The organism is Cohnella sp., from assembly GCF_041640265.1.
GTDB lineage: Bacteria > Bacillota > Bacilli > Paenibacillales > Paenibacillaceae > Cohnella.
On sequence record NZ_JBEQAP010000006.1, the window covers coordinates 43880 to 65614 of the forward strand.

The window sequence follows — 21735 nt, forward strand, 5'->3', positions numbered from 1 at the left end:
ACAATATTGCTTGATCAGTCAAAGAAAGCAGGTGTAATTAATATAGGATCATATTGTGAGTTGTCGATAAATGGAATACACCTGTTCGCTGTCAAAAATACGTTTAGTGGGACCCATTTAAGATTATTTTCACCACTTGAATTCATAAGAGTCAAGGAAAATTTAGATGAAGATGAACGACTCTTATTTAGAACGTCTGTAAATAAAGCCAGAACACGATTGGAAATTTTGGGTTGCAGTGAAGAAAAGTTAAAAACCTACTTCAAGAGTGGTTTAGAGTATCAACAATCAAATAACTTAGAGCATAATTGTGATGATGATGATGAACAAATGTATTATAGGGATTTAACTTTTGAAAACTATTCTAATTGTTTAAGGTCTATTTTAGAGATTTCAAATTTAGATATTTATAACGATGATATAATGAAAATTTACCCACACTTGTCCATTCAGCCTATATCAAAGGTGATAATCGAAAAACTATCTTCAGGTGGTTATTTAAATCCTTTTTTTTATGATGAGATATATGAAAATGAAGAGCACTTACTTGATTATTTACTCGACATCTATATGTGTCTTATAAACTCACAAGATGATACTTTTGTCGAATATGATTTAACTCATATTATTCACGGCAGATGGGTTGATGAGTTTGAAGTTCTAAAATATTATGATAATTTCATGGATACTACAGTAATCGTGACAGAGGGAAAAACAGATATTAAGATTCTATCAAGGAGTCTGGAAATACTATTTCCTGAATACAAGCATTTATTTACTTTTTTTGATTTCCATAATTATAAGGCCGATGGAGGAGCCTCCTATTTAACGAAGTTGATTAAGTCATTTTCTGCTGCTAGAATAAGAAACCGTATAGTTGCAGTATTTGATAATGATACAGCAGCTGAGGCAGAAATACAAAGTCTTTTAACAATACCTATACTCAAAAATATCAAAATTATAAAGTTGCCCAAACTTGATTTTTGCAGTTCTTACCCTACACTAGGACCCACAGGAAAAAGCTATTTAGATATTAATGGTTTAGCTGTAAGTATCGAATTATTTTTTGGGGAAGATATAATTAAGAACAATCACGAATTTTTTCCAATCAAATGGACAAATTATGTTGAAAAGTTGGATATGTACCAGGGGTCTATCGTCAATAAAGGAGAGCTTATCATTAAAATGGAAGAAAAATTAAACAATCCTGATCTTAATAATCAAGACTGGAGCAAGCTTATATTACTTTGGGAATCAATCTTTTTAGCCGATCTGTCAGCAAATTAAAAGGTGCGAGCTATATCAAGCATAAGATTTAGTATGTTACACACTTGCAAATGCTTCGCCCACTCTCTCTCCCAAAACAAACTACCTTCTAATTAGTAGATTTGTAAAGCATAATTAACCGTGATTTTGGGAAGATTATGAGCGTTCACAATAAATCATAGATTTCTAAACTCCGAAGTTTAGAATCTAAGTACCGGTTTACAGACAGATTCTTACTCTCATTTACTTTTGATTGGCAGTAATCATATATTTTGCTACCGTTACCCGTAAAGTCTTGAATTACACTTTGGTTTATTCCCTTTTTAATCATTTCAATTATAGCGAATTTGATAATTCCTGTAGTATCTCCTCTACCTGTAAATTGAACCAAAGTATCAGAGACAAAAGAAGTTCCTTTAAGTTTTTCCCCATCAGTACGAATAAACAATGATTTAGAGTTTTGTTTATAAAAATCACTTTGTATCTTTTGCTTTATCTTCGTATATTCTAGAAGCTGTGTGAAGAGATTAATAGGTAGACGAATACAATATCCATTAATGATTATTGTTTGTTGACTCAATTTTAAATCTGATGATCCAAGGTTAATGATTATTTGATATTTCGCCCCTGTAAACAATAAGAGCTTAATTATTAAGCATGACGTGAAATCATTATACTGGGAGGGATATTTTTTATACTCTAAAATTTTACCGCCATTTAACAACTCTTTGATTTGCTGATCACATTCCGAAATTAATACTTCAACTTCTTCCTGTGTCAGCTCTGTTTTTGAATCTTTTCTCTCTAAATTACTATTTTCGAAAATTTCTTTTTTTATTTTGTACGCAAATGAGTCAATATTATCTTGGGAAAGGCTAAATGATTTAATTAAGTTTTCATTTTGAATTTTCAAATTTTTAACCTCATAAATAAATAAAAAATATCTTTTTACCACTGATATGTAATGCCAAGCAACACTTTCACTATTAATTTTGTTGCTAATAATATAGTCGTTTAAACTCTCAATAATTTCCTCAGTTTTCATTCCTTCAAGATATGATTGATAAGACTTATCATTTATTCCTTTTTCAATAACTAAAAATTTGTAAAAAACCGTTATTTTATTTTTATAAATATCATAAGAATTCTCAGATACTTGGTCTAAAAATAATTCAATGGTTTCCTTAAAAGTCATAATATCACTCTTCCTTGATTAGGGCTTTCCCATTTAGTTATTTTTTATCAAAATCAAATGCATAGATTCCATCATCGCCACTAAAAACCATTATATTGGATACAAAAACAGGTGGTTTAAATTCAATACTAAATGGAATTTTACAATGAGTCGTACTCCATGAATATAGTGATTTTATCTTTTCGAAATAGTTAAAATCAATCACCTTTATCTCCAACTCACTAAAATATAATATTTGATTGTCAGAAATAATTGGTAACACACCTTTTATTTTTTCATTGTAGTGATGATCTATTTCAACCTTTTTTAATGTCGCTCCAGTCCTTTTATCACACATATACAAGTAACCTGCATCAGTTGTAAAACAAATATATCCTTTATACGAGTATGGTAATGATGGGAATTCAGCAGTTTCTATTTCCCATATTAAACTTCCAGACTCTATATCACTACAGCAGACCGCACCATTGCTAGCAGTTGCATATATATTTTTATCATCAATTGTAAACCCCACAAAATATTCCGAAAAATTTGAATAGCGATAAGTTACAGTTGGTAAGAATACATGCATTATTTTATTGCTGTTAACAATGTCCTTAAATATTTTTATATGATCACCAAAACATACATACAAGTTATTTTTGTGTTGCATCAACATATTTATTTCAACATATTTGACGTTATCTTCTTTTTTCAAGTGATTATATTCAATTTCAACTTCTTTAATAATTTCCCTTTTGTCAATATTGTACAACAAAATCATATTTTCATTTGTAGTTAGAAAAAGTAAATCTCCCCACATTTTCAAGGGGCTTGTACATTCTTTGTTAATATTTTCTTCCCAGATCAAATTTCCTGTGTATAAATGCACACATATTATTTTTCCGACTTCATCAACAAAAATACATTTATCTTTATATATAATTGGAGTACTGATAATTGGATTCTCAGAAATTTTTTTACACCAACTCATTGTACCCCTCATCAAAGATACAGCTGTTGCATAACCAGTTGACCAACCTACTACTACAACTTGGTTTTTAATTACTACTTCTGTTGGCTTGCTGAAATCTTCGGTCTCAACTTGATATTCCTTCAATACATCAAATAAATCAAAAGACCAAAGTTCACCTTTAAATGTGATTTTATCCAAGTTTATTTCATTTATCAAATTTGAAGAACAGTACTCGGTATTAACGATTATGTCTCTCTCTCTGACCCATTCCGGAAATTGAATTTTTTCGAAGTCCCACCTCCCTTTTTTTATTAATGGTTTGAAATCGAGCAAAATATCATTAACACTTTCGTATCTAAATTTCAAATCATTTTCACACATTCGTCCTATTATATTTTGCAATAAAAGTTTGTCATTATAATCAAGGTACACCCCATACTTTTGTTGATTTAATCTAATTTCATAGGTATCATTAATTAATAACTGATAAAAGATTAACCCTAAAGCGTATATATCAGTTTGGCAATTTAATTTTTTACCCTGTCTTTGCTCAGGAGATATGTAAGCAAGAGATCCAAATCTATCTTGTATTTGTGTCTCAGGATTTTTAGAGATGTCAGAGATATCAAAGAAAGTTCCAAAATCAGATATTTTAATCGTGATATTTCTAAATTCTAGATTGCTGATTAAAATATTGTCCGGTTTTAAATCTCTATGAACACCTACCTGATGAATATAATTCAGTCCAGAACATATTTGAAAGAAAATATCAATTTTGTCACTTAATTGAAGATCATGCTGACTTCTTATTAATTCTTTTAGAGTTTTATGTCCACAGTATTCCATCGAGTAACAATGAAAACCGTTAATTGTAGTGATATCATATATATTCACAACATTAGGATGTTTAAATTCTTTGCCTCTTGTTGCCTCGTGATAAAATCGTTCTACTATTTGTTCAAAGTGAGGTGCGTATTCTTTCCTTGGGTTTAATACCTTGACACATATCTTATGATCATTTGCAACATTGGATGCTGCGTAGATCACTCCGATACCCCCTGAACCTAAAAGCTCTGTAATTCTAAACTTCTGACTATTTAATTCATATTCTCCGTTTAAGATAATATCTAAATCATACATTCTCTCCATTTTGAACACCTTTTCACTCAACTATTTTCCAAAATGTATTAATAAAACATAAGATAGGATCTCTTCTGGCAATAAATATTGAACTACGAATCATTTTATCAAAGACATCGCTTGACTCAGAACTGATGGAGTAGAACTTTGAAAATGCTGAATAATAATTGCAAAAAGACCACTTCCGAATATAATACTGACTATGATTAAATAACTATTCAAGAAAATCAAAGATTGCGAGAATGAAGTTCGTTTATTAATCCAACCAAGGATTTTTGACATAATACTCTTAGAATTTTTACGTTTGTTCAGAATAATATGCGTAGTATGAAATACTTCAAACGTGAGTAGGAGCAAAGATAAAAAGGCAAGAAGCCACAAAGATAGTACTTGTCCTAAAAGAAAAACAAAATCCATCGGATTCTTAACGGACATCTCAACAATACGCGATACAATGCCGTTCATTCCATTCTGTATTATTTCCTCTTTAACCATTTCAATTTGTGCAGAACTGTAAAAGGGGAATATTGTAATGCTCATAGCCCCCATAGCTCCTACCCAACCAAATACAGGAGTCCAAAGTGCCCTCTTATATTTAGAATTTAATGTTTCGAAAACATTTTTCTTTTTAAGAGTGTAAATTCGGTATATGGCTTTAAGAGCCATTACAACAAAAATGGAAGTTCCTGTCCAGAAAATAAGAGGTTGATGTCTTAAATAGATCACCATTGTAATGACGCTCAGAATCACTCCTATTCCAATAAAAACTCGGGGATCTGAAGATGGCTCAATCTTCTGTAATGGAGTAACCAAAACCACTTTATTACTTTTATTAATATCCGGTGTTATATTTAAAAAATATTCTCGTAAATCGTGGTTGAACACTTGATTCAAAGCTTTTGCAATTTTACTATTATGGAAGATTTCAAATCGGCAGCCATTCTGTTGGCATAATATCTGACATCGAAGTACTTCATTAGACTGAGGTTCGGTATTTACAAATGCTATACAAAGTGCACCTTCAGCTCTGTTTTCTTCCAAAAGTCGCTCGACGCTTTTTGCAACATCCTCATACATTTTCCCGAATCTGGAATCAGTCGTCACTTGAACATAAACAAGATTACCTTCGTCAGACTCCTTCCACATATCAGGTGTACCCTTCCTGGTTTTGTGGGTACCTTCAACAGCTCCACTATGAATAAGTCCTTCCAATTCATGATTCATTCTTGGTAATAGCTCAAATGCAAGCTGCTGTAATTCTCCTCCACTTAAACCCTTTAACATGTACTCTGTATCTTTCAAACCTTCTACCACCTTTATTAAAATTAAATGAAGTCAAGTGCTCTTAGAGTTGATCAAAAAGCAAGCATTTTTGTATATTTTAACTTTCCTTTTATGTAATACTCCATATATACTTTCCCCTTCGCGGCATTGATTTCATAATAAACGCCTAATCCGTATCTACAAACATGTTCAGGAAGACTTGTACCGTCAAACGACCAGACATCATCAAACTTATCTTTAGTTAAAGCGATTAGCCTGTTCTTATCCTTAATTTTTTCTGATTCTCTATTTACCGATTTTTTCATTTCTAAAGCAATCAAATTATCTTGATAAATGATCTCGCCTCTACTATGAATTATTATGTCGCAATTAATTGGTATCACTTCAATGTTTTCATTTATGATAGTCTTCACTTTTCCATTATTTCTGTTATATTCGACATCTACATAGTACCTTGAATATGCAGATCTTTTCAGTTCATCTTGTAGATAAATCATCAACGATCCGCACAAAGTTCGTTCAGCTACACCACTGATGATTAATTTATCTTGTCCTAGGAGAAACCTTTTATTGGCTTTCTCGAAAAGAGTGATTAGCTCCTTAATAATCTCACCTCAATGACATGTAATAAACGTCCAGAATCTATACACGAATAGGAAATATTGCGACCGTTCAACACTATTCAAATTTTACATGTTGCAAACTAGAAAACCGAGTGCTTATCCTGAATCCTCTGTTGAGCTAAGTTTTCATTTACTTGGACTGTTTTCGCAATGATTCTACAGCAATAGATATTACATCTGGAACTTGCCCTTCTGACCACTTATCCCAAAATTTAACTGTGGCACTATTAGGTCGCTGCGTAGGTTCAGCTATTTTAACTCTGCTCGGTAGCAAACTAGCATCACCGACAACCAATGCTTCTCCAATATCCAAAATAGGTAATAATTCCGCAAAGTTCCCCAAGCTATCTGGAAGGAGTTTTCTTACAACACTTTGATCATCCGCATTGGTTAATCGCATTGCGATAAAATTGCTACTTTGACTAAGTACTGTACGATTAACCTCAGATGGTCTCTGGGTAATGACTACTAAACCAACCCCATATTTTCTTCCTTCCTTTGCAATTCGTTCAAAGCTTAATAAACTTGAGGCTTCAACCCCTTGTTGTACATTAGCAGGGATATAGAGATGAGCTTCATCGCAAAATAAAGCAATAGGATGAATTTTATCTTTGTCTACCCATTGTTGAATAGAGAATACCACTCTTGCTATCAAAGACACCATTAGTGGTAAAATATCGGATGGCACTTCTGAGAAATTAATAATTTTAATTCCCCCTCCCTGAGAAGCGGGAGCCATCAATTCCTTGCATAGTGAATTCATATAATCATACGATAGTAAATCTGGTTCTTGGGAGAATATAAAATTTAAACGTTTGTCTTCTATTTTTGCAGAAAGCCTTTGGATGAATCTAGACAATTTACCATAGAACTCTCCTTGTTTTTCTTTACCGGCTGATGCCCCAGGTACCATCTTTGTATCCAAATCTTCTAAACCTTTAATAAGATCATTAATCTTATATGGGACCGGACTGTCTATAGTTAGATTTTCAAGTAAAAATAATTTATCATTCTCTTTTAGGAACAGTTCCTTTTCTTGTAGAACTGTTCTACTAAATATCATTGCCTGATTGGGAGCGTTGTTATCACTACGATCAAGCATCAATGATAACATTTCATCATAAGTGAGTAGCCAATACGGCAAAAACATGCTGCCATCTTTAACATTGTCTGCCGGCCCAGCAATTTTATAATGTCTGATTCCTTTTCCTTTAATTGGCTCATATTCCCCATGAATATCAAACAGAATTGCATTTGCCGAGTCTAACTGCGCAATCTGTTCAACTAAAGAGGCCACAGTATAAGACTTTCCTGAGCCAGTACTACCAGCAATAACGGCATGGCGTTGAAACAACTTATTACCATCTAACCAAGCTTTCGCATTATCATTGATTGTATAAGTACCAATGAACAAAGGATTTTTAGCATCTGCGTTACTTTGGGATATTACCCCCATAAAATTAGTAAGAGTTACATCATCCATGATAAAACAGTCAGCATCAATTTCTGGTACAGACTCTAAAGTACGCTTGAATTGGTTATTAATCAGTCCAATTTTATCAAAAAACGTTCCAATTAAAGTTATTTTGACGATATCGTTAGAACGAGCATCCTCGTCATTATTTGGTTCTATTTCCTCATCAAATTTTCGCATAATCTTAACAACTAGACCAATAAGATGCTGACCACGTTTAGAAGCACGAATAGCAACTAGATGATTAACTTGTAATTTTGAAAGCATGTCACTTCTATTTACCTTCACAACAACTGAGGAAGTATCCACACTTTGTACTTTTCCAACTGATTGAGCATCAGGAAAATTCAAGATTGCCATTTAGATCTCTCCCTAAAATTAATATAAAATATTATAAAAATCTTCTATTTTCCAAAATTCGCCTTTCTCTGTATGCATCGCATCTTTCATTAAGAAATCCGTGTAGCCAGATGTAATACTTTCTTGTATGACTACATATTTAACAGCATTTTTAGAAATCATTGTGAGTGCAGTATCTGATAATTTTTTTGTTACGACCACTATAGGCTTACCCTTGCGAATTGCACTGATTATGTTTGTCTGAATCTGCTCATCGTTGAAGCCATAACCGATGCATAAAAAGCTCTCGGCCTTTGCTATGAAATTATCAGCAATATGTATCACATCTCTACAAGGTGGTTGAGCAATTGATCTATACTTTTCAGAACCAGGTGGAATAATTTTAGGATGCATTTGCTCAGGAATATTACTCTGCAATGGTAATGAGTAGACATTACCATTCTCATGTTCAAACCAATCTAAAGATCCATGGACTTTTAATAAATTCACTTTATGGTTCCGTTTAACTAATTCAGTATCAATCAACCTCATATATCGACCGTCACAAAGCGTATTAATAGATAAATTGAATTGGTCGCATGAGTATTCAATAATTCGATCATAATTTGTAGTGATCACATTGACTTGCATTGGGTGGGGTACACACATTGCTCTTAATAGTTTCCCTAATGTCAAGGTAATCTCGTTTTTCAGCATTTTATAAAAAAGTTTCAAATCATGTTGAGTAATTAGTTTCCAAGTACTACTAGTGATGTCATACATGGTCTGCTCAGACAAATTTAATCCCGTTAATGCAGATTCCAAATCCAATCCAGCCGTTAAACGTTCTTGAAATAGAGACCAATCTTTATCAGAATTATGCTTCGCACCAACTTGAGCAATTAAGTGGTCTGCTAACTGTGACATGCCGGGAATTCCATAAGGTATTGTACCCCCAGTACCAATTAATATTAGTGGCACATCTTGAGTATATTTTTGAATAATCTTAAAAACATCTCCTTGTTCCATCTTAAAACCATCCTTAATTACGTCTCAATTAGTGATAATTGAAACGTAGAATTTTCCCGTGTGTGAAGATTCGGTGAAATCATTTTTTTGTTTCCCAATGTTACTCAATTCGACAATTATTGGTATTTACCTTTATAATTACGTTAATTTCAACGTATTAACGTAAATTTAAAGCTGATGAACTGAATTATTGAAAATCACTAAAAAAAGATTCAGGTAATGCTCCTTCGCTCCGTCCTCGCGGAACGCCCCACTTTGTTCGATCTGCGCAGAAGTCATTCAGGGGAACCATCTCATGACTCCCCCCGGCGAAACACGTAACTCAGATCATCTTGTGGAACATGTTAACAGACAGCTTTCTAAGTTTATTGCTGCACCTGTCAACACAAATAAAGGGTTCAGCGAATATGCTGAATGCGTATTCCGATAAGTTTTAGCCACCCATTCCGGAAAGTATTGGTCATCGGTTCCGGAAAGTCTTAGCCAGTCATTCCGAAAAGTGTTGGTCAGCCATTCCGGAAAGTTTTATCCACTATTCCCCTTCCAGTTTTCCTCTCAAACGGCTATCCCATCAGCAAAGGTTGTAGTAATTCACTGGTCGAATGTCTAATGGACATCAACCGAAAGGAGTACACAGCTTTGCCGAAACGAAGGAGGATAGCCTTGCCACGTGTATTAGACACTCTACGTTTACACGCCGAATCGAGTTTAAGTGAAAGAGCAATGGCCCGAAGCATGTCCCTCCCACACGGTACCGTTAGTAACATTCTAGCTCGTGCCAAGGAGGCCGGATTATCATGGCCGCTGCCAGCTAATCTGGACGAACGTAAGCTGGAGTCCCTGCTTTTTCCTAAGGCAATGGGCAGACCCAAGAACCGCAAGGAACCCGCTTGGAATCTCATGTGCAGAGAATCTAAAAAGTAAGGTGTCACTCTCAAGCTCCTTTGGATGGAGTACAAAAGCTTGTACCCAGAGGGCTATCAGTACAGTCAGTTTTACGAGCGGTTTAACCAGTGGAAGAAGTCCCTTCAGCTTTCCTTGCGCCAAGAACACAAGGCTGGCGAGAAACTGTTTATCGACTATGCAGGGCCGAAAATCCCTGTGATTGACGGAGAAACAGGTGAAATCAGGGAGGCCCAGTTATTTGTTGCTACGCTCGGTGCCAGTAGCTACTCCTACGCGGAAGCACAGTGGGGACAGGACCTTCAGTCTTTTGTAAACGGCCATGTACGCGCCTTTCAGTTCTTCGGCGGCGTCCCAGAATTACTCGTTCCAGACAACTTAAAATCCGGTGTGAAGCATGCGGATCGCTATGAGCCCAATGTGAACCGCACTTATTACGAAATGGCTTCCCATTACGGAAGTTGAATAATAGATGGCGAAAAACCAAAAAAAAGAGAGCCATCTTCAGCGCTCTCATACATTAAGGCTTTAATAACCAGAACTACTAATCGTGACCGTTTTGGCCTCAACCCATTGTTCGGAAAGCCATTTAATCCCGAACACTTCAGCAGTCTCTTTTTCTTTTCCCTTATCTACCAAGAAACTGGCATGATTCCAATATACAAGCACCTTTGTTCCGCTGATTTTCTTCACGACTCCATCAAATGTTCCAAGCCCGACAGTGTCCCCTACATAAATCATTTTTCCAGCATAATCAAGTGGATCAGTATCATTGTATTGAATTTTTGAATGCTCATCCTGGATCTCCTTCACAACATCTTCGAGCGTCTTATGGTTGTCCTCTTTCTTCTGATAAGCATCGAGCAAGTTAATCTTATATTCAAAGTTGAATAAATCTGTGTCGTTTTCCGCGGCATCCCCGAAATAGATCAATACCATCTGTGAATCCTTGTACCAACGTATATCAGCGCCAAGGTTTTCAGTTACAAATCTGACTGGTATCATAGTCCTACCGTTAATAGAGGTAGGAGCAACAGTAAGTTCCTTTTCAACTCCATTAACTACTGCCGATTTACGGTCAATCCAAAGTTCGATCGTATCGGAGTTGAGTGTAATCGTGACCTTACGAGCTGCGCCATCCCATTTTGTTTGGCCACCTAATTGACTAATAATCGGTGCGATAGGGAGTAGTGTGATGCCTTGACGTGTAACCGGTGTGACATTATGATCGTTGTCGTCAAAGAGATTACCATCATCTACTGTTAGCAGCCATGGGCTATTGATCTTCATTGCAAGTGTTACTGGATTTATTAGTTGCTTTGAACCAGAATCATCTATTTTGTACATACTGAACTCCAGAGATTTATCTTCTTCAATGTAACGAGTATCAAATTTATTTCCATATTTAGAGTTTGCCGAGATATCGCTAATGAAGCTCAGTGGAACAAAGATCCCAAGACGATAATCATCCAGATATGTGGCTGGTTTTTCGAGTTGGCGGATATCCCCAGTCGCATTAATGCATGCTCCTGTTTCATTCACTTCATATTCCTGAACTTCTGTCATTCCATGCGTAATTTTATAGCATTGCCCTTGAAATGTTATCAATGAATGTGCTGGAGTTTCATTCATGATAATAGTCTCGGACCCACTGATGTCAAGGAATTTGAGGATTTCTCCAATTGGAAACATTGCGATATCGTCCACAACTACTTGAGTATGTACTACACCCTCTTTTTGTCCGACAATTTTTATTCCAATTTCAGATGCATATACTGCTTGGGACAAACTAAGCGTAAGTACAAGGGCAATACTGAAAGCTAATAATTTTTTTATCATGGTTACAGATCCTCTTTTCGTATGATGGAATGGATGACTTTCTACTGACTGTTTTTTTGCTTTGTTAAGCTGCGAATCATTTTGATAATGTAATAGATCAAGTAGAACGGAGTAACTGCCCAACCGATGAACGTGGACAGGATAATCTTGTATACGATGTAGTTCGAGATGGTTGTAAAGACTGTGATGTTCTTTTGTAGTTTGCTTATGAACGCCCAACCAAATGGGATGCTTAGTAGAACATATACTGGGATCAATATACTTCCACCTTTCGTTATTTTAATAGAAGCATTAGTACATGCTTGTGACTTCATAGTGTGTGAGGATTAAACCACCTATATCTCCATCCTTATAAATGGCTTTACCAGAACCGATATAAGCGTATTGGCTATCGTTACCCCAAGCAGATTCCTTAGGTTCGTACCAAGCTAATTTATCCTGACCTGTCGAATCGGGACCGTAGTAGCTGTTGTCCGTGTAGATGCTAACTTCTGCGGAATATGTTCCATCTCCATTATTGGTGAGCGTTTCGACTTGAGAGAATGTATTTGCATAAACCTTGGCCCATCTATATGAACTCCATAGATACTTACCATTTTTGTAGTCATAACCACTGACACTTTTATGACTGATATCGATATCGAAAAGTTGTAATATTGTGTCGCTAATATAAGCATCCGGAATACTTATGAATTCATGGTCATCACTGTCAATACCATATCTATCCTCAAAGTTTTCGATATTATAAGCGATAGCGAATTTTATCAACTCGTCATCACTAAAAAGCCTGATCTCACTTTCTTTAATATATGGATTCGTTCCAAAACCCACTTCACTAAACATACTGAAATATTCGTTGAAGCTGGTTTTTTGATAGTCGTCCAACGTCGCCCACATGTCTATCGGAACAGACTCTGTGTTTTCGGAAGGAAGTAGGGTTGATTCATTTACTGTATACCTTGGTTGAACTTCAATGAACTGAATTTTATTGTTATCGTTATTAACGCTAATGAGGATTAGACATGTGGTGTTCGGACCTTCTTCATAAATATAAGTATATCTGGTGGTGTTCGAAACACCTTTAGAAGTAGTTATAGGGTCTCCAAATATCTGATTTGCTTTCTCTATACTATCGTGCATTCGCAATCCTCGAAAGTTATATACACTTTCTGTTGAAATATTTATGTTTTTAACAACATTTTGTTTATCTACCCAAATATTAAACCCTTCCATCGAATAAAGGACTCCATTTGGAGATGTTTGACGATCTGTAATATTGTAATTTGATTTAGAACCTTCCTCTGAAAATTCGCGCACTAAGAGTCTCCCAAGATCAAGATTTGCAGAGACAAGACTGTCGTTATAAGACGCATATTGGATATCTGAGATTAAATCGGAATTATAAGATGTCGAGAGAATGAAAAGGTAGTCTATGTCTTTGAGAATATATAAAGCAGCTTTTTTTTGATCTGCCACTAATGAGAGATTTGGTTTTCCAAGACGATTTACATTATTATCGAATGATGAACCAAGTCCCACTCCGAATATTTCATATTCTGCCTTAGAATCTTTTTTGATCATAGCTTGTTGTGCAAAGAATTCATAAACTCCTTGCTCAGTACCACTTACGGAAATACCGTTATCATAACCAAACGTATAATTTTCATCATTATTCACAACAATCTCATCCGGTTCCCCTAGAAGTTTGATTACTTGCTCCTTGTTCATCGGCTGTAGAGTGTCCAACCGAAGTGACCCCGAATCATTTGATTCTGAACCACCAATAGGCACAAATGTAATTATTAAGCTTATGGCAACGATCGTTAGAAATCCTAGTCCCATTAAAATCGGACGTTGTTTCTTTGGCTTAGAGGATAAGTCTGTTTTTTGAGTAAACTCTGTTAAGTTCAAGTTTTCCATACTCCTTTTCGAAATTGATAATCGATATGTATTTCTTTGAATCGAGTTGCCATTCTATTGGGTTAAGTGGTGGTGGTGTTGAAGATGGTATACCAATTAATTGCGGCGATAATTCGATAGCATTTTCCATGATTTACTACGATTATATGGTTTTCGACATTTAATATCAATGACTATAGTAACTAAAAAATATAACGTCTATAGAACGTTGTCACTATTTCTAGTACCGTCTATCGTTTTCATATAAGCGTATGGAAGATAGGTGGAAATCTTGAGCAGTATCGTTATTCTCGTCGGAGAAAAGATTAGAGCCTTAAGGCAGCATAGAGACTTAAGCCAAGAGAAGCTGGCATTTAAAGCAGGATTGAATACTTCATACATTGGCCAGGTTGAGCGTGGTGAGAAATCAGCTACAATTGTAAGCTTGGAGAAATTAGCAATTGCCTTAGATGTTGATCTTGAAGAAATGTTCCGGTTCGATAAGGAAATTGCTGAAGAGGTAGATTTATCGTTTGTTGAGAAGATCGCCTATGAGCTTAAGGGAAGATCGGAAGAGGAACAGGGGGATATCTATAATTTAGTGAAGCAACTGTTATGGTTTCGAGATAAAAAATATAAAAAATAGAAGGGGGGAAGATGAAGAAAATGTTCGTATGTTCCTGTCTCTACGTTCCTCCCCCTTTTTTGGTGACCAACATCTAGCATGGTGTCTAATACATAATATATATTTTGATTGCTATAGCTTGCGCTGAATTCAATCTAATATTCTTCCGCAAGCAGCATAGTGCAGTGGGTCTTATCGTCGATCACGTAGATTTTCTCTGATTTAATCTGTTTGACACTCAGGGCGTATTCCTTGCGATATTCCGGCTGTTCTTGGGTATGGATGATCCTCTGCTTGAGTTTGCCATCCACCATGATGCCCTCCAACTGGAACACTTGTAAATAATCCTTGCCATCCTCAACCTGCATCGTTTCGATCATATACCACAGCATATTCTGCATGGATGGGGGTAAACTGTCCCTGATTCCATTCGTGACATACTTTGTACTGGCAAACACCTTCATCTCTCCCTCGAAATAGACATGAATAAACGGCCAGACCAATGCTGACCGTTTCTATCAAACTTCCAAAAATTTCACTCACGCACTAGCGCCGCTTTGTTTTTCTTGTAGCTTCTTCTGAAGTAAGTTCACGATTTGTTGATCGGTAACACGCTCTTGGCGCTTTTTGGCGCACCACTCATCCAATCCATCGAGACTACCTGCGAGTTCCTGCCATGCGACTTTAATTTGATTTTGCATATTAGAGGCTTTGTTCTTAAGCTTATCTGTTAGTTCTGACTTCTTGGAAGAACGATTGTTTGTGGATGGAAGTGGGGGAGTATTGTCAGTCTTTTGTGCTACCCATCCTTTATCACGATAATATTGCTGATACTGATCTGGAACGATAATAGCTTGCTGCTGTTTATCCCAAGTGATCATTCCTTTGTAAAGGTCACTCGCCACACCAATTCGACTCGCGCACTTCTTCATACCATCGGTGATCGCAGATTTCGTCGCATCACCTTCGTTCATACCAGGCTTTACTTGTTCGCTTCCAGCATCGATAAATGTAATCCATTGCTGTAACTCCACATTGTAAAAGGTGAATTGCACATAGATCTTCACACGAGGGTTTTTACCGTTGGGTTCTTGAATGATTTTCTCGGTGCCATAGAGTCCTTCGTATCTCCAATAGCCTACTCCGAACACCTCATTCAATCGTTCCGTAATAGCTTGACCCGAAATATAACAACGATCTCCAAAGCTGTCATATTGATATTCGGTATAATGGAAAGGGGCATTCAATCGTTGGAATAAACTTGTTACTTCATTCGCCATTCTTTATCGCCTCCTTCTTGATACTAAACTGGCGGAAATGGGTTTTCTTTAGACATTCTTCATGAATATCAGGATGAAGCTCCTTGAGCTGTTTGCTGTCTACTCCGGTTCGGCTACGGTTTTCCCACTTTATTTTGTAAGCTCCAGCGATGCCGATTTCATGAATACCCATGAGGGATTTAAATTGATTTTCGATTTCAGCTATCGTATCTTCCAATATCTTGAGCTGGTGCTTATTGTCGAAATACGTTTCGATACGAACGATCTCTTCTAGTGGAATGATGGTACTGCTCCGAGCTTCAGGATAGAGTCGATTCAGTAGTGTTGTACAAGCCTCTGAGCCATCAACAGAAGGGCAGTTACCAGCAAGTACATAAAGATGCCAGAAATCACTGGCAAGCCGTAGAAGCTGAGCAATGAGCTCATCGTCACGCATGACCTCGTACTCCCGATATTTATTTCCGCCAATGAGTGTGGCGAAATATCCCCAATCTAGACCAGTCACATACATGTACCACTGTAATTGAACGAAATAGTAGTCCGGAATATTGCCGTCGTTCCATTCCTTGAGTAGGTATTCGCTTGCAGTTTTAATCTCAAGGATACCGCGGCCACGCTTGGGACAGATGATCATACGATCGATATTGCCAAGTGCCCAGCGATGCTCAGGATGGCAATAAATAACCTTCTTCTCGGTGATCGCCCATTCGGGATGCTCACTAGCAAACTTATCTGCAATGAGGGGTTCAAGTCTAGTTCCCCATTCTGCAGCTTCGCCCATTTGTTCTTCTGGGGCTTCTCCTAATTTCTCAAGGTAGAGATGCATGGGTGATCGCCATTTTGAGATGCCGCAAATCGCCGCTAGGTCAGAACCGCCAATACCATTCCGACGATGGACGAGCCACTCTTCATAGGATAGATTGTCAGTTTCGACAAGAATATCTGCATGAAACTTCAATGCAGTTACCATTGTTGTTATACACCTCCAAAGATAAACGAGGGTTAATGTACGATCGACATTAACCCTCGTTCTTTTAAGCTGACATATTTATGATGACCGATGACGATGTGATCAAGTACGTCGATCCCGATGATCGTTCCGGCCTCAGTTAAACGCTTCGTGATGGCTTCATCCTCTGGACTTGGATCTGGATTACCGCTGGGATGATTATGGACACATATAATTGATGCACTACTGCGCTTGATGGCAGGACGGAACACTTCTCTCGGATGCACAATACAAGCATTGAGGCAGCCGATCGATATGAGTTCCTTAGAAATAACCATGTTCTTAGAATTTAGTAGCAATATAAGAAAATGTTCTACTTTTAAATACCGCATTTCTGGTCCGACTAGATTAAAAACATCCTCAGGGGTGCGGATCTTATAAGTAGATGGATTAGATATGGACAATGTTTGAGCAAGTTTTAGTGCGGAGAGGATCTGGAGTGCCTTCATTTGTCCAATACCTCTGATTGAAGTCAGCTCCTGCTCGGTGACTCCGACCAGTTCCTCAGTAGTAGGAAATCGAGTAAATAACTCTTCGATAATATAGCTGCCTAACTTCTCTCGAATGGAGTTGGCAAGTAAAAATTTCAGTTCAAGCTGAGTACTTCTCATTAAACAATTGACCTCCGTAATGTAAGGATATATTGATCAACCATCGGAATTGCAAATGGATTATCACGCTGAAGCCAGAACCAACTCGTACGCTCTATCAATAAGCGGATTACCCTCCATCGTTTTTAGAAACAAATTTTCCTTGTAAGATGCTGTTTCCCTGAGTGGTTTGGCATGAGTGGCAAAGTCCGATACAGCATTGATAAAGCGATAACCATTTTTACCGACTTGCTTTAAATCAGGTGCTTCAAAGTATCTTGCATGTAAATCCTCACGTAACTGCTGAACATTCTTCTCTTGAAGCTTCGTTGCATTATCCGGTGTAGGGAGTAGAAGCTCGATATACTCCGACACCTTGTGATCCGGGGTTTTAATTTTGTGGAGTCTATCAACTTCCGCTCCAAACTTATCCATGTACAGTTCAGCATAGAGCAATGTCTTCTTGGCTTCTTCCAGTTTAGATTGAATATTGCCGGTATGAATCGTTGTCCATATACGCTTGGCACTGTTAAGAGCGAGATTCAATGTGTTTTGACAGACAATACGAATAGGGGTCATAGCAACCTTGATGCTCCTACTTGCGTCGTGACTATTGGAGAACACCATATAAGGAGAGATGCGATCCCCAGCAATGATATAGTTCTCTTGCAGCTTAGCGAGTAGCCATACCTTTTTGCCATTCTGTAAGCTCCCTGCTGTTTCAAAACGAACTCCTTCTCCTAGCAATTCATCAGCAAAGGCAAAGGCCTCATGGTTCTGTACAATCTTGTACCTGTCCGTAACGACACCGAGCATCCGTTGATCGGATGCTCGAATGTTTGCTTTGTAACCTGGAATTTCGGCAAAGTCTTCAGTTTGAATTGACTTCTGAATGACGGTCCAATCCAGACCAGCTGCTTGTAACGCCTCATCCGAACTGAGTGCGTGTTCTACCCGATTACCTAGACCGTGCCACGGTGCTTCTCTTACATAAAACATACTTTCGACATTCGCTGCCATAAAAATCACTTCCCTTTAATTTAATATGATAATAGTCTGATTCATGATAATAATATAGATTTGATTTTTCGCGATATACGGTGATTGATCCCAAAAAGAAAAATACGCGGATCAATACTGATATACATCAAGTTATAATAGGTGGTTCGGTCCTTCCTTTTTCATATAATCAATTATTCTCCCATATGGATTTTCTAGTCTATCAATCTCCCACTCAGGCGGTAATACAACAGGATTGATATTTAGTTCCCGTAGCTGGTTTAATCTTTTGCTGAATTTATCTGCGCTTCCTTCTTTGTAATTTTTTTTAGCTCTCCATACTCCTCCTGACTGTTCGATTAGCTTTATCAATCTTTCAAGCACCATTCTCTTTGTTTGATTAGTGACCTTCTGACGAATAAGCTGTATAGCTCCCTCTAGAGTGTAATAATCACCTTTTCCTACAATCAACTTGTAGAAGTATTCAATTTCCTTCTCATAACGCTCTTGCGACAATATCCCAGCAACACTTTTATCTTCATTTCTCACTTGTGTTTCAAATCTGAGAATCCCTTTAGTACAAGAGAAGTCCTTCACTTCTTTGTTGGGCTTTTTCTCCTGCTTGCTAAGAAGGGTTTCATATCGGTTATACCAATTGATCGTTTTATTTGCGCTCATCAAATATAAATTCGTTGCTGAATCCCAAAACTCTATTGTTTTTTTGCGAGAAAGAACATAATCCTGTACATTGCCCCTCCTGAATAAATATAGAAGACGCGGAATTGACAGTTCTCCGACGAATAAGTCTACAGCAAACTCCACTCTGACAGCTCTCCATTCAAAAAAGCTAGGTACACACAAGCCTAACAAGTCTTTTAGGATATGATCGAACTGTATAGCCACTTGAGAGAATTCATGCAACTCCGTCAAAGAATAATATCCTTCTCTATCAATCAGAAGTTTGGGCCTTAGACGTATCTCAATTTGTTGATATCCCCATTTGTTCTTCCTTAATCTGATTTCTTGGAAGCCAATCTCTGCTAGTCCGTAGGTGAGTTGGACACTCTTATCGTTCTTGTCTCTGTGAAGCGAATGTTTCGTTCCCTTAAAAAGATTTCGAATTTTTTCAACGATTATACGATGTTCTATTTCCGTCGTTCTGTAGCCAACGTACATTGTGTCTACCATTTATACACCTCATTAGATTAACCCAACACCGTGCAGCCCTGTACATACAGTTGTCGCTTGCGGAGGGGTATACTTATTTAAGTCTAATGATGTGTTGGTCTCTATATAAAAAAATACACAGACGCAAAACTCAGTCTGTGTATCTGAAACTTAATCTTATGAAGCTTTTTTTGCAGCCTTAATGATAATAAGTTGCCCCTTGGCTCAAGGATAACTGAATGTCCAAACTCAAATCATTTATCACTTAAAAAAGCTAACTCATATCCATCTTCAATTAAAAAATCTTTCATGCGCTGAATGCTGTAAGAAACTGCTTTTGAACTTCCAGTAATTTGAATTCCCCATCCATCTTTCCCTTTTTCATATATGATTGCATTCTCGTAGAGGAATTGATATATATCCGCTTTTTTCGATATCAGTTTTACCTGATTAACACTTAAATAGCGGCTAACTTCAGTAAAAATTTTTTCATTCTTTAAGTAAATCTTGTCTTCGCTAATCCACCCAAGCTCAGGTTGATCTGTTGCTGTTCTATCTTCGAATTTGCATAATACATGGTCCGTTAGTAGATTGTCGATAGCGTGTAAAAATACGAGTGAATCCTTTTGGAGTTGGGAAATAACCATTTCAACGTTCCTGTGCTCCTGTCCTAAATCAATTGCACTTAATTTATGGAAAATAGCAATGGCTTCGTTGGTTGAAGTTGCAAACTCGTCTACACTAATCGCCCTCGTCTTAAGTCCGAAATTCATAAAGAAACAAAATCCGACTAATAACCAAGCATAATGCCTTAATTTATTTGGATCGAATTCAGCGGGTTTGTCGGTAATCATTTTTATACAGTCCTTATGGAACTTATCAAGGTTGCTCTTAACACCTATTCCCCATTTTTCATCTTGAAGTGTGTTTTGAGTGTGGCGAATAAAATAATCAAACCAAGTTGAAAAAACAGCTGGATTGGATTTATGGAAATGAAAGATGCTCTCGTCAATTGATGCGTTACTGATATCAATTTCAATAACCAAATCGTGCAGAAGAGCATCGTTACTGATTAGCAGCAAGCCATTAAACAAATTCTTTTGGTTCAAAATTTTCGTATAAATTTTTAAATCGTTTCGCTTTTCTATTCTGCTTATGAATATCGCATCTTTGACTTTACTTGCCTTTTCAGGAATCTCAGACTTAATGCTATGACTGGCATGAAGATTGGAATCAAGCTCATAAATGTGTGATGAGCGATTATAGATGTTGCAAAACAGGTTAGACACCGCTTCTTTATATCTTCCATTGTCACCATGAATACTTAGCAAGAACTGGGGGGAATCTTTATTCCTCAGCTTTATAAAAGTAAGCAAAGAAGATAAAATTGTAAAGGACAGCAAAGGAATCGTGATTTCTTTGCTTGTGATATTCAGCAGTTCCGATATTTTCAGGAACGCCTCGGTTCTATCCAAGTCCTTAAGGGTCTCAATCTTATATTCTTGAAGCGTATTCGGATGACAACTGATTTCGTCCTCGTTATATTCAGAAATCGGAACATAATGAAAGCTACTGCTACCCTGTATCCATCCGATAGAAGAGGTAAATACTTTACGACGCACTTCTAATTGAAGCGTTGCTTCCATAAGCTTTTCCACATCAACTCTGCTGCTGTCAAGCTTAAAACCCTTTAATCCATCTTCGTTCAGCCATTCACCCTTTTTAAGGGTTTCATTCCAGAGGTTGAGGCTGACTTCTTTGAGTTGGTTGTTCTTTATTCGTTTGACAAAGCAAATTCTAAACCCGACATGCTTCTCTATTTTTCCGTCGTAGTCATAAATCTTGTGTGTTGGGTAAAAAAAGAAGTTTCCTACCTCAGCTTGATCTTCATCGATAAGCTCCATTTTAAAGGAATAGATATCAACGCAAAGGCGTACCGCATGTTTCTTAAAGAGCTTGTTTAGCCTTTCAATTAGCGCCTGTAAAGCTTTTTTATATTCCGGATCAAGCGGAAGTGTAATGATCTCTTTTTCTTTGGATTTTTTAAAGTCCTTCATCCTTATGTACCCCTTAAACGTGATAATTACAGAATTACGGCATTACAGGATTACACTAGCAA

19 protein-coding genes and 1 pseudogene are annotated in these 21735 nt (G+C 36.9%); 4 read left to right on the forward strand and 16 right to left on the reverse strand.

Translation table 11 applies throughout. The features are described 5' to 3' along the window. Positions 1–6: 6 nt before the first annotated feature. On the forward strand, positions 7–1287 hold the full coding sequence (locus ACESLK_RS06725; RefSeq protein WP_372663771.1) for a HEPN/Toprim-associated domain-containing protein: 1281 nt from the start codon (positions 7–9) through the stop codon (positions 1285–1287). A 145-nt stretch (positions 1288–1432) separates the two neighbouring features. On the opposite strand, the gene ACESLK_RS06730 is transcribed toward ACESLK_RS06725, so the two are convergent. The 6 genes from ACESLK_RS06730 to ACESLK_RS06755 form a co-directional block, all read right to left on the reverse strand. Continuing rightward, positions 1433–2461: a hypothetical protein gene (locus ACESLK_RS06730; RefSeq protein WP_372663773.1), complete on the reverse strand. Its 1029-nt coding sequence runs from the start codon at positions 2459–2461 to the stop codon at positions 1433–1435. A 37-nt stretch (positions 2462–2498) separates the two neighbouring features. After that, entirely contained in the window at positions 2499–4565 is a 2067-nt protein-coding gene (locus ACESLK_RS06735) for a protein kinase domain-containing protein (protein ID WP_372663775.1), read from the reverse strand. 90 nt (positions 4566–4655) lie between these two features. After that, a complete protein-coding gene (locus tag ACESLK_RS06740) occupies positions 4656–5858 on the reverse strand; it encodes a hypothetical protein (RefSeq protein ID WP_372663777.1) in 1203 nt (400 codons plus the stop codon). Between the two features lie 53 nt (positions 5859–5911). Beyond that, complete coding sequence (locus tag ACESLK_RS06745; RefSeq protein WP_372663779.1) at positions 5912–6253, reverse strand: hypothetical protein; 342 nt, start codon at positions 6251–6253, stop codon at positions 5912–5914. Between the two features lie 340 nt (positions 6254–6593). Further along, positions 6594–8297, reverse strand: a complete 1704-nt coding sequence (locus tag ACESLK_RS06750) for an ATP-binding protein (RefSeq protein WP_372663781.1) — start codon at positions 8295–8297, stop codon at positions 6594–6596. 18 nt (positions 8298–8315) lie between these two features. Further along, on the reverse strand, positions 8316–9305 hold the full coding sequence (locus tag ACESLK_RS06755; RefSeq protein WP_372663783.1) for an SIR2 family protein: 990 nt from the start codon (positions 9303–9305) through the stop codon (positions 8316–8318). A gap of 663 nt (positions 9306–9968) precedes the next feature. Between ACESLK_RS06755 and ACESLK_RS06760 the strand changes: the two genes are divergently transcribed. Together ACESLK_RS06760 and ACESLK_RS06765 are read left to right on the forward strand one after the other, a co-directional pair. Further along, positions 9969–10229 (forward strand): hypothetical protein, encoded by a 261-nt coding sequence (locus ACESLK_RS06760; RefSeq protein WP_372663785.1) that lies wholly within the window; start codon positions 9969–9971, stop codon positions 10227–10229. A gap of 12 nt (positions 10230–10241) precedes the next feature. Continuing rightward, positions 10242–10673 (forward strand): annotated as a pseudogene (locus ACESLK_RS06765) (IS21 family transposase); the annotation flags it as partial. A 63-nt stretch (positions 10674–10736) separates the two neighbouring features. Here the strand turns inward: ACESLK_RS06765 and ACESLK_RS06770 are convergent. From ACESLK_RS06770 to ACESLK_RS06780, 3 genes are read right to left on the reverse strand one after another with little or no spacing between them, the layout of a single operon-like run. Further along, positions 10737–12047: a copper amine oxidase N-terminal domain-containing protein gene (locus ACESLK_RS06770; RefSeq protein WP_372663787.1), complete on the reverse strand. Its 1311-nt coding sequence runs from the start codon at positions 12045–12047 to the stop codon at positions 10737–10739. Positions 12048–12088: 41 nt separating this feature from the next. Then, a complete protein-coding gene (locus ACESLK_RS06775; protein ID WP_372663789.1) occupies positions 12089–12304 on the reverse strand; it encodes a hypothetical protein in 216 nt (71 codons plus the stop codon). A 34-nt stretch (positions 12305–12338) separates the two neighbouring features. Beyond that, positions 12339–13967 carry a hypothetical protein gene (locus ACESLK_RS06780; protein ID WP_372663791.1) on the reverse strand — a complete coding sequence of 543 codons (1629 nt, stop codon included), beginning with the start codon at positions 13965–13967 and terminating at the stop codon, positions 12339–12341. 271 nt (positions 13968–14238) lie between these two features. Here ACESLK_RS06780 and ACESLK_RS06785 point away from each other — a divergent pair, with 271 nt between their 5' ends. After that, positions 14239–14592, forward strand: a complete 354-nt coding sequence (locus tag ACESLK_RS06785) for a helix-turn-helix domain-containing protein (RefSeq protein ID WP_372663793.1) — start codon at positions 14239–14241, stop codon at positions 14590–14592. A gap of 134 nt (positions 14593–14726) precedes the next feature. Here ACESLK_RS06785 and ACESLK_RS06790 read toward each other — a convergent pair whose 3' ends face one another. The 7 genes from ACESLK_RS06790 to ACESLK_RS06820 form a co-directional block, all read right to left on the reverse strand. Next, the gene (locus ACESLK_RS06790; protein ID WP_372663795.1) at positions 14727–15029 is read right to left on the reverse strand and encodes a DUF960 family protein; all 303 of its coding nucleotides are present in this window, start codon (positions 15027–15029) and stop codon (positions 14727–14729) included. An 81-nt stretch (positions 15030–15110) separates the two neighbouring features. Continuing rightward, positions 15111–15851, reverse strand: a complete 741-nt coding sequence (locus tag ACESLK_RS06795) for a Rad52/Rad22 family DNA repair protein (protein ID WP_372663797.1) — start codon at positions 15849–15851, stop codon at positions 15111–15113. Next, a complete protein-coding gene (locus tag ACESLK_RS06800) occupies positions 15841–16821 on the reverse strand; it encodes a YqaJ viral recombinase family nuclease (protein ID WP_372663799.1) in 981 nt (326 codons plus the stop codon). Before ACESLK_RS06800 ends, ACESLK_RS06795 begins: the two co-directional genes overlap by 11 nt. A 32-nt stretch (positions 16822–16853) precedes the next feature. Next, on the reverse strand, positions 16854–17471 hold the full coding sequence (gene radC / locus ACESLK_RS06805) for a RadC family protein (protein WP_372663801.1): 618 nt from the start codon (positions 17469–17471) through the stop codon (positions 16854–16856). Positions 17472–17534: 63 nt separating this feature from the next. Continuing rightward, complete coding sequence (locus tag ACESLK_RS06810) at positions 17535–18470, reverse strand: DUF932 domain-containing protein (protein WP_372663803.1); 936 nt, start codon at positions 18468–18470, stop codon at positions 17535–17537. Between the two features lie 132 nt (positions 18471–18602). Beyond that, on the reverse strand, positions 18603–19637 hold the full coding sequence (locus tag ACESLK_RS06815; RefSeq protein WP_372663805.1) for a hypothetical protein: 1035 nt from the start codon (positions 19635–19637) through the stop codon (positions 18603–18605). A 233-nt stretch (positions 19638–19870) separates the two neighbouring features. Continuing rightward, positions 19871–21673, reverse strand: a complete 1803-nt coding sequence (locus ACESLK_RS06820) for a hypothetical protein (RefSeq protein WP_372663807.1) — start codon at positions 21671–21673, stop codon at positions 19871–19873. Between the last annotated feature and the right edge of the window lie 62 nt (positions 21674–21735).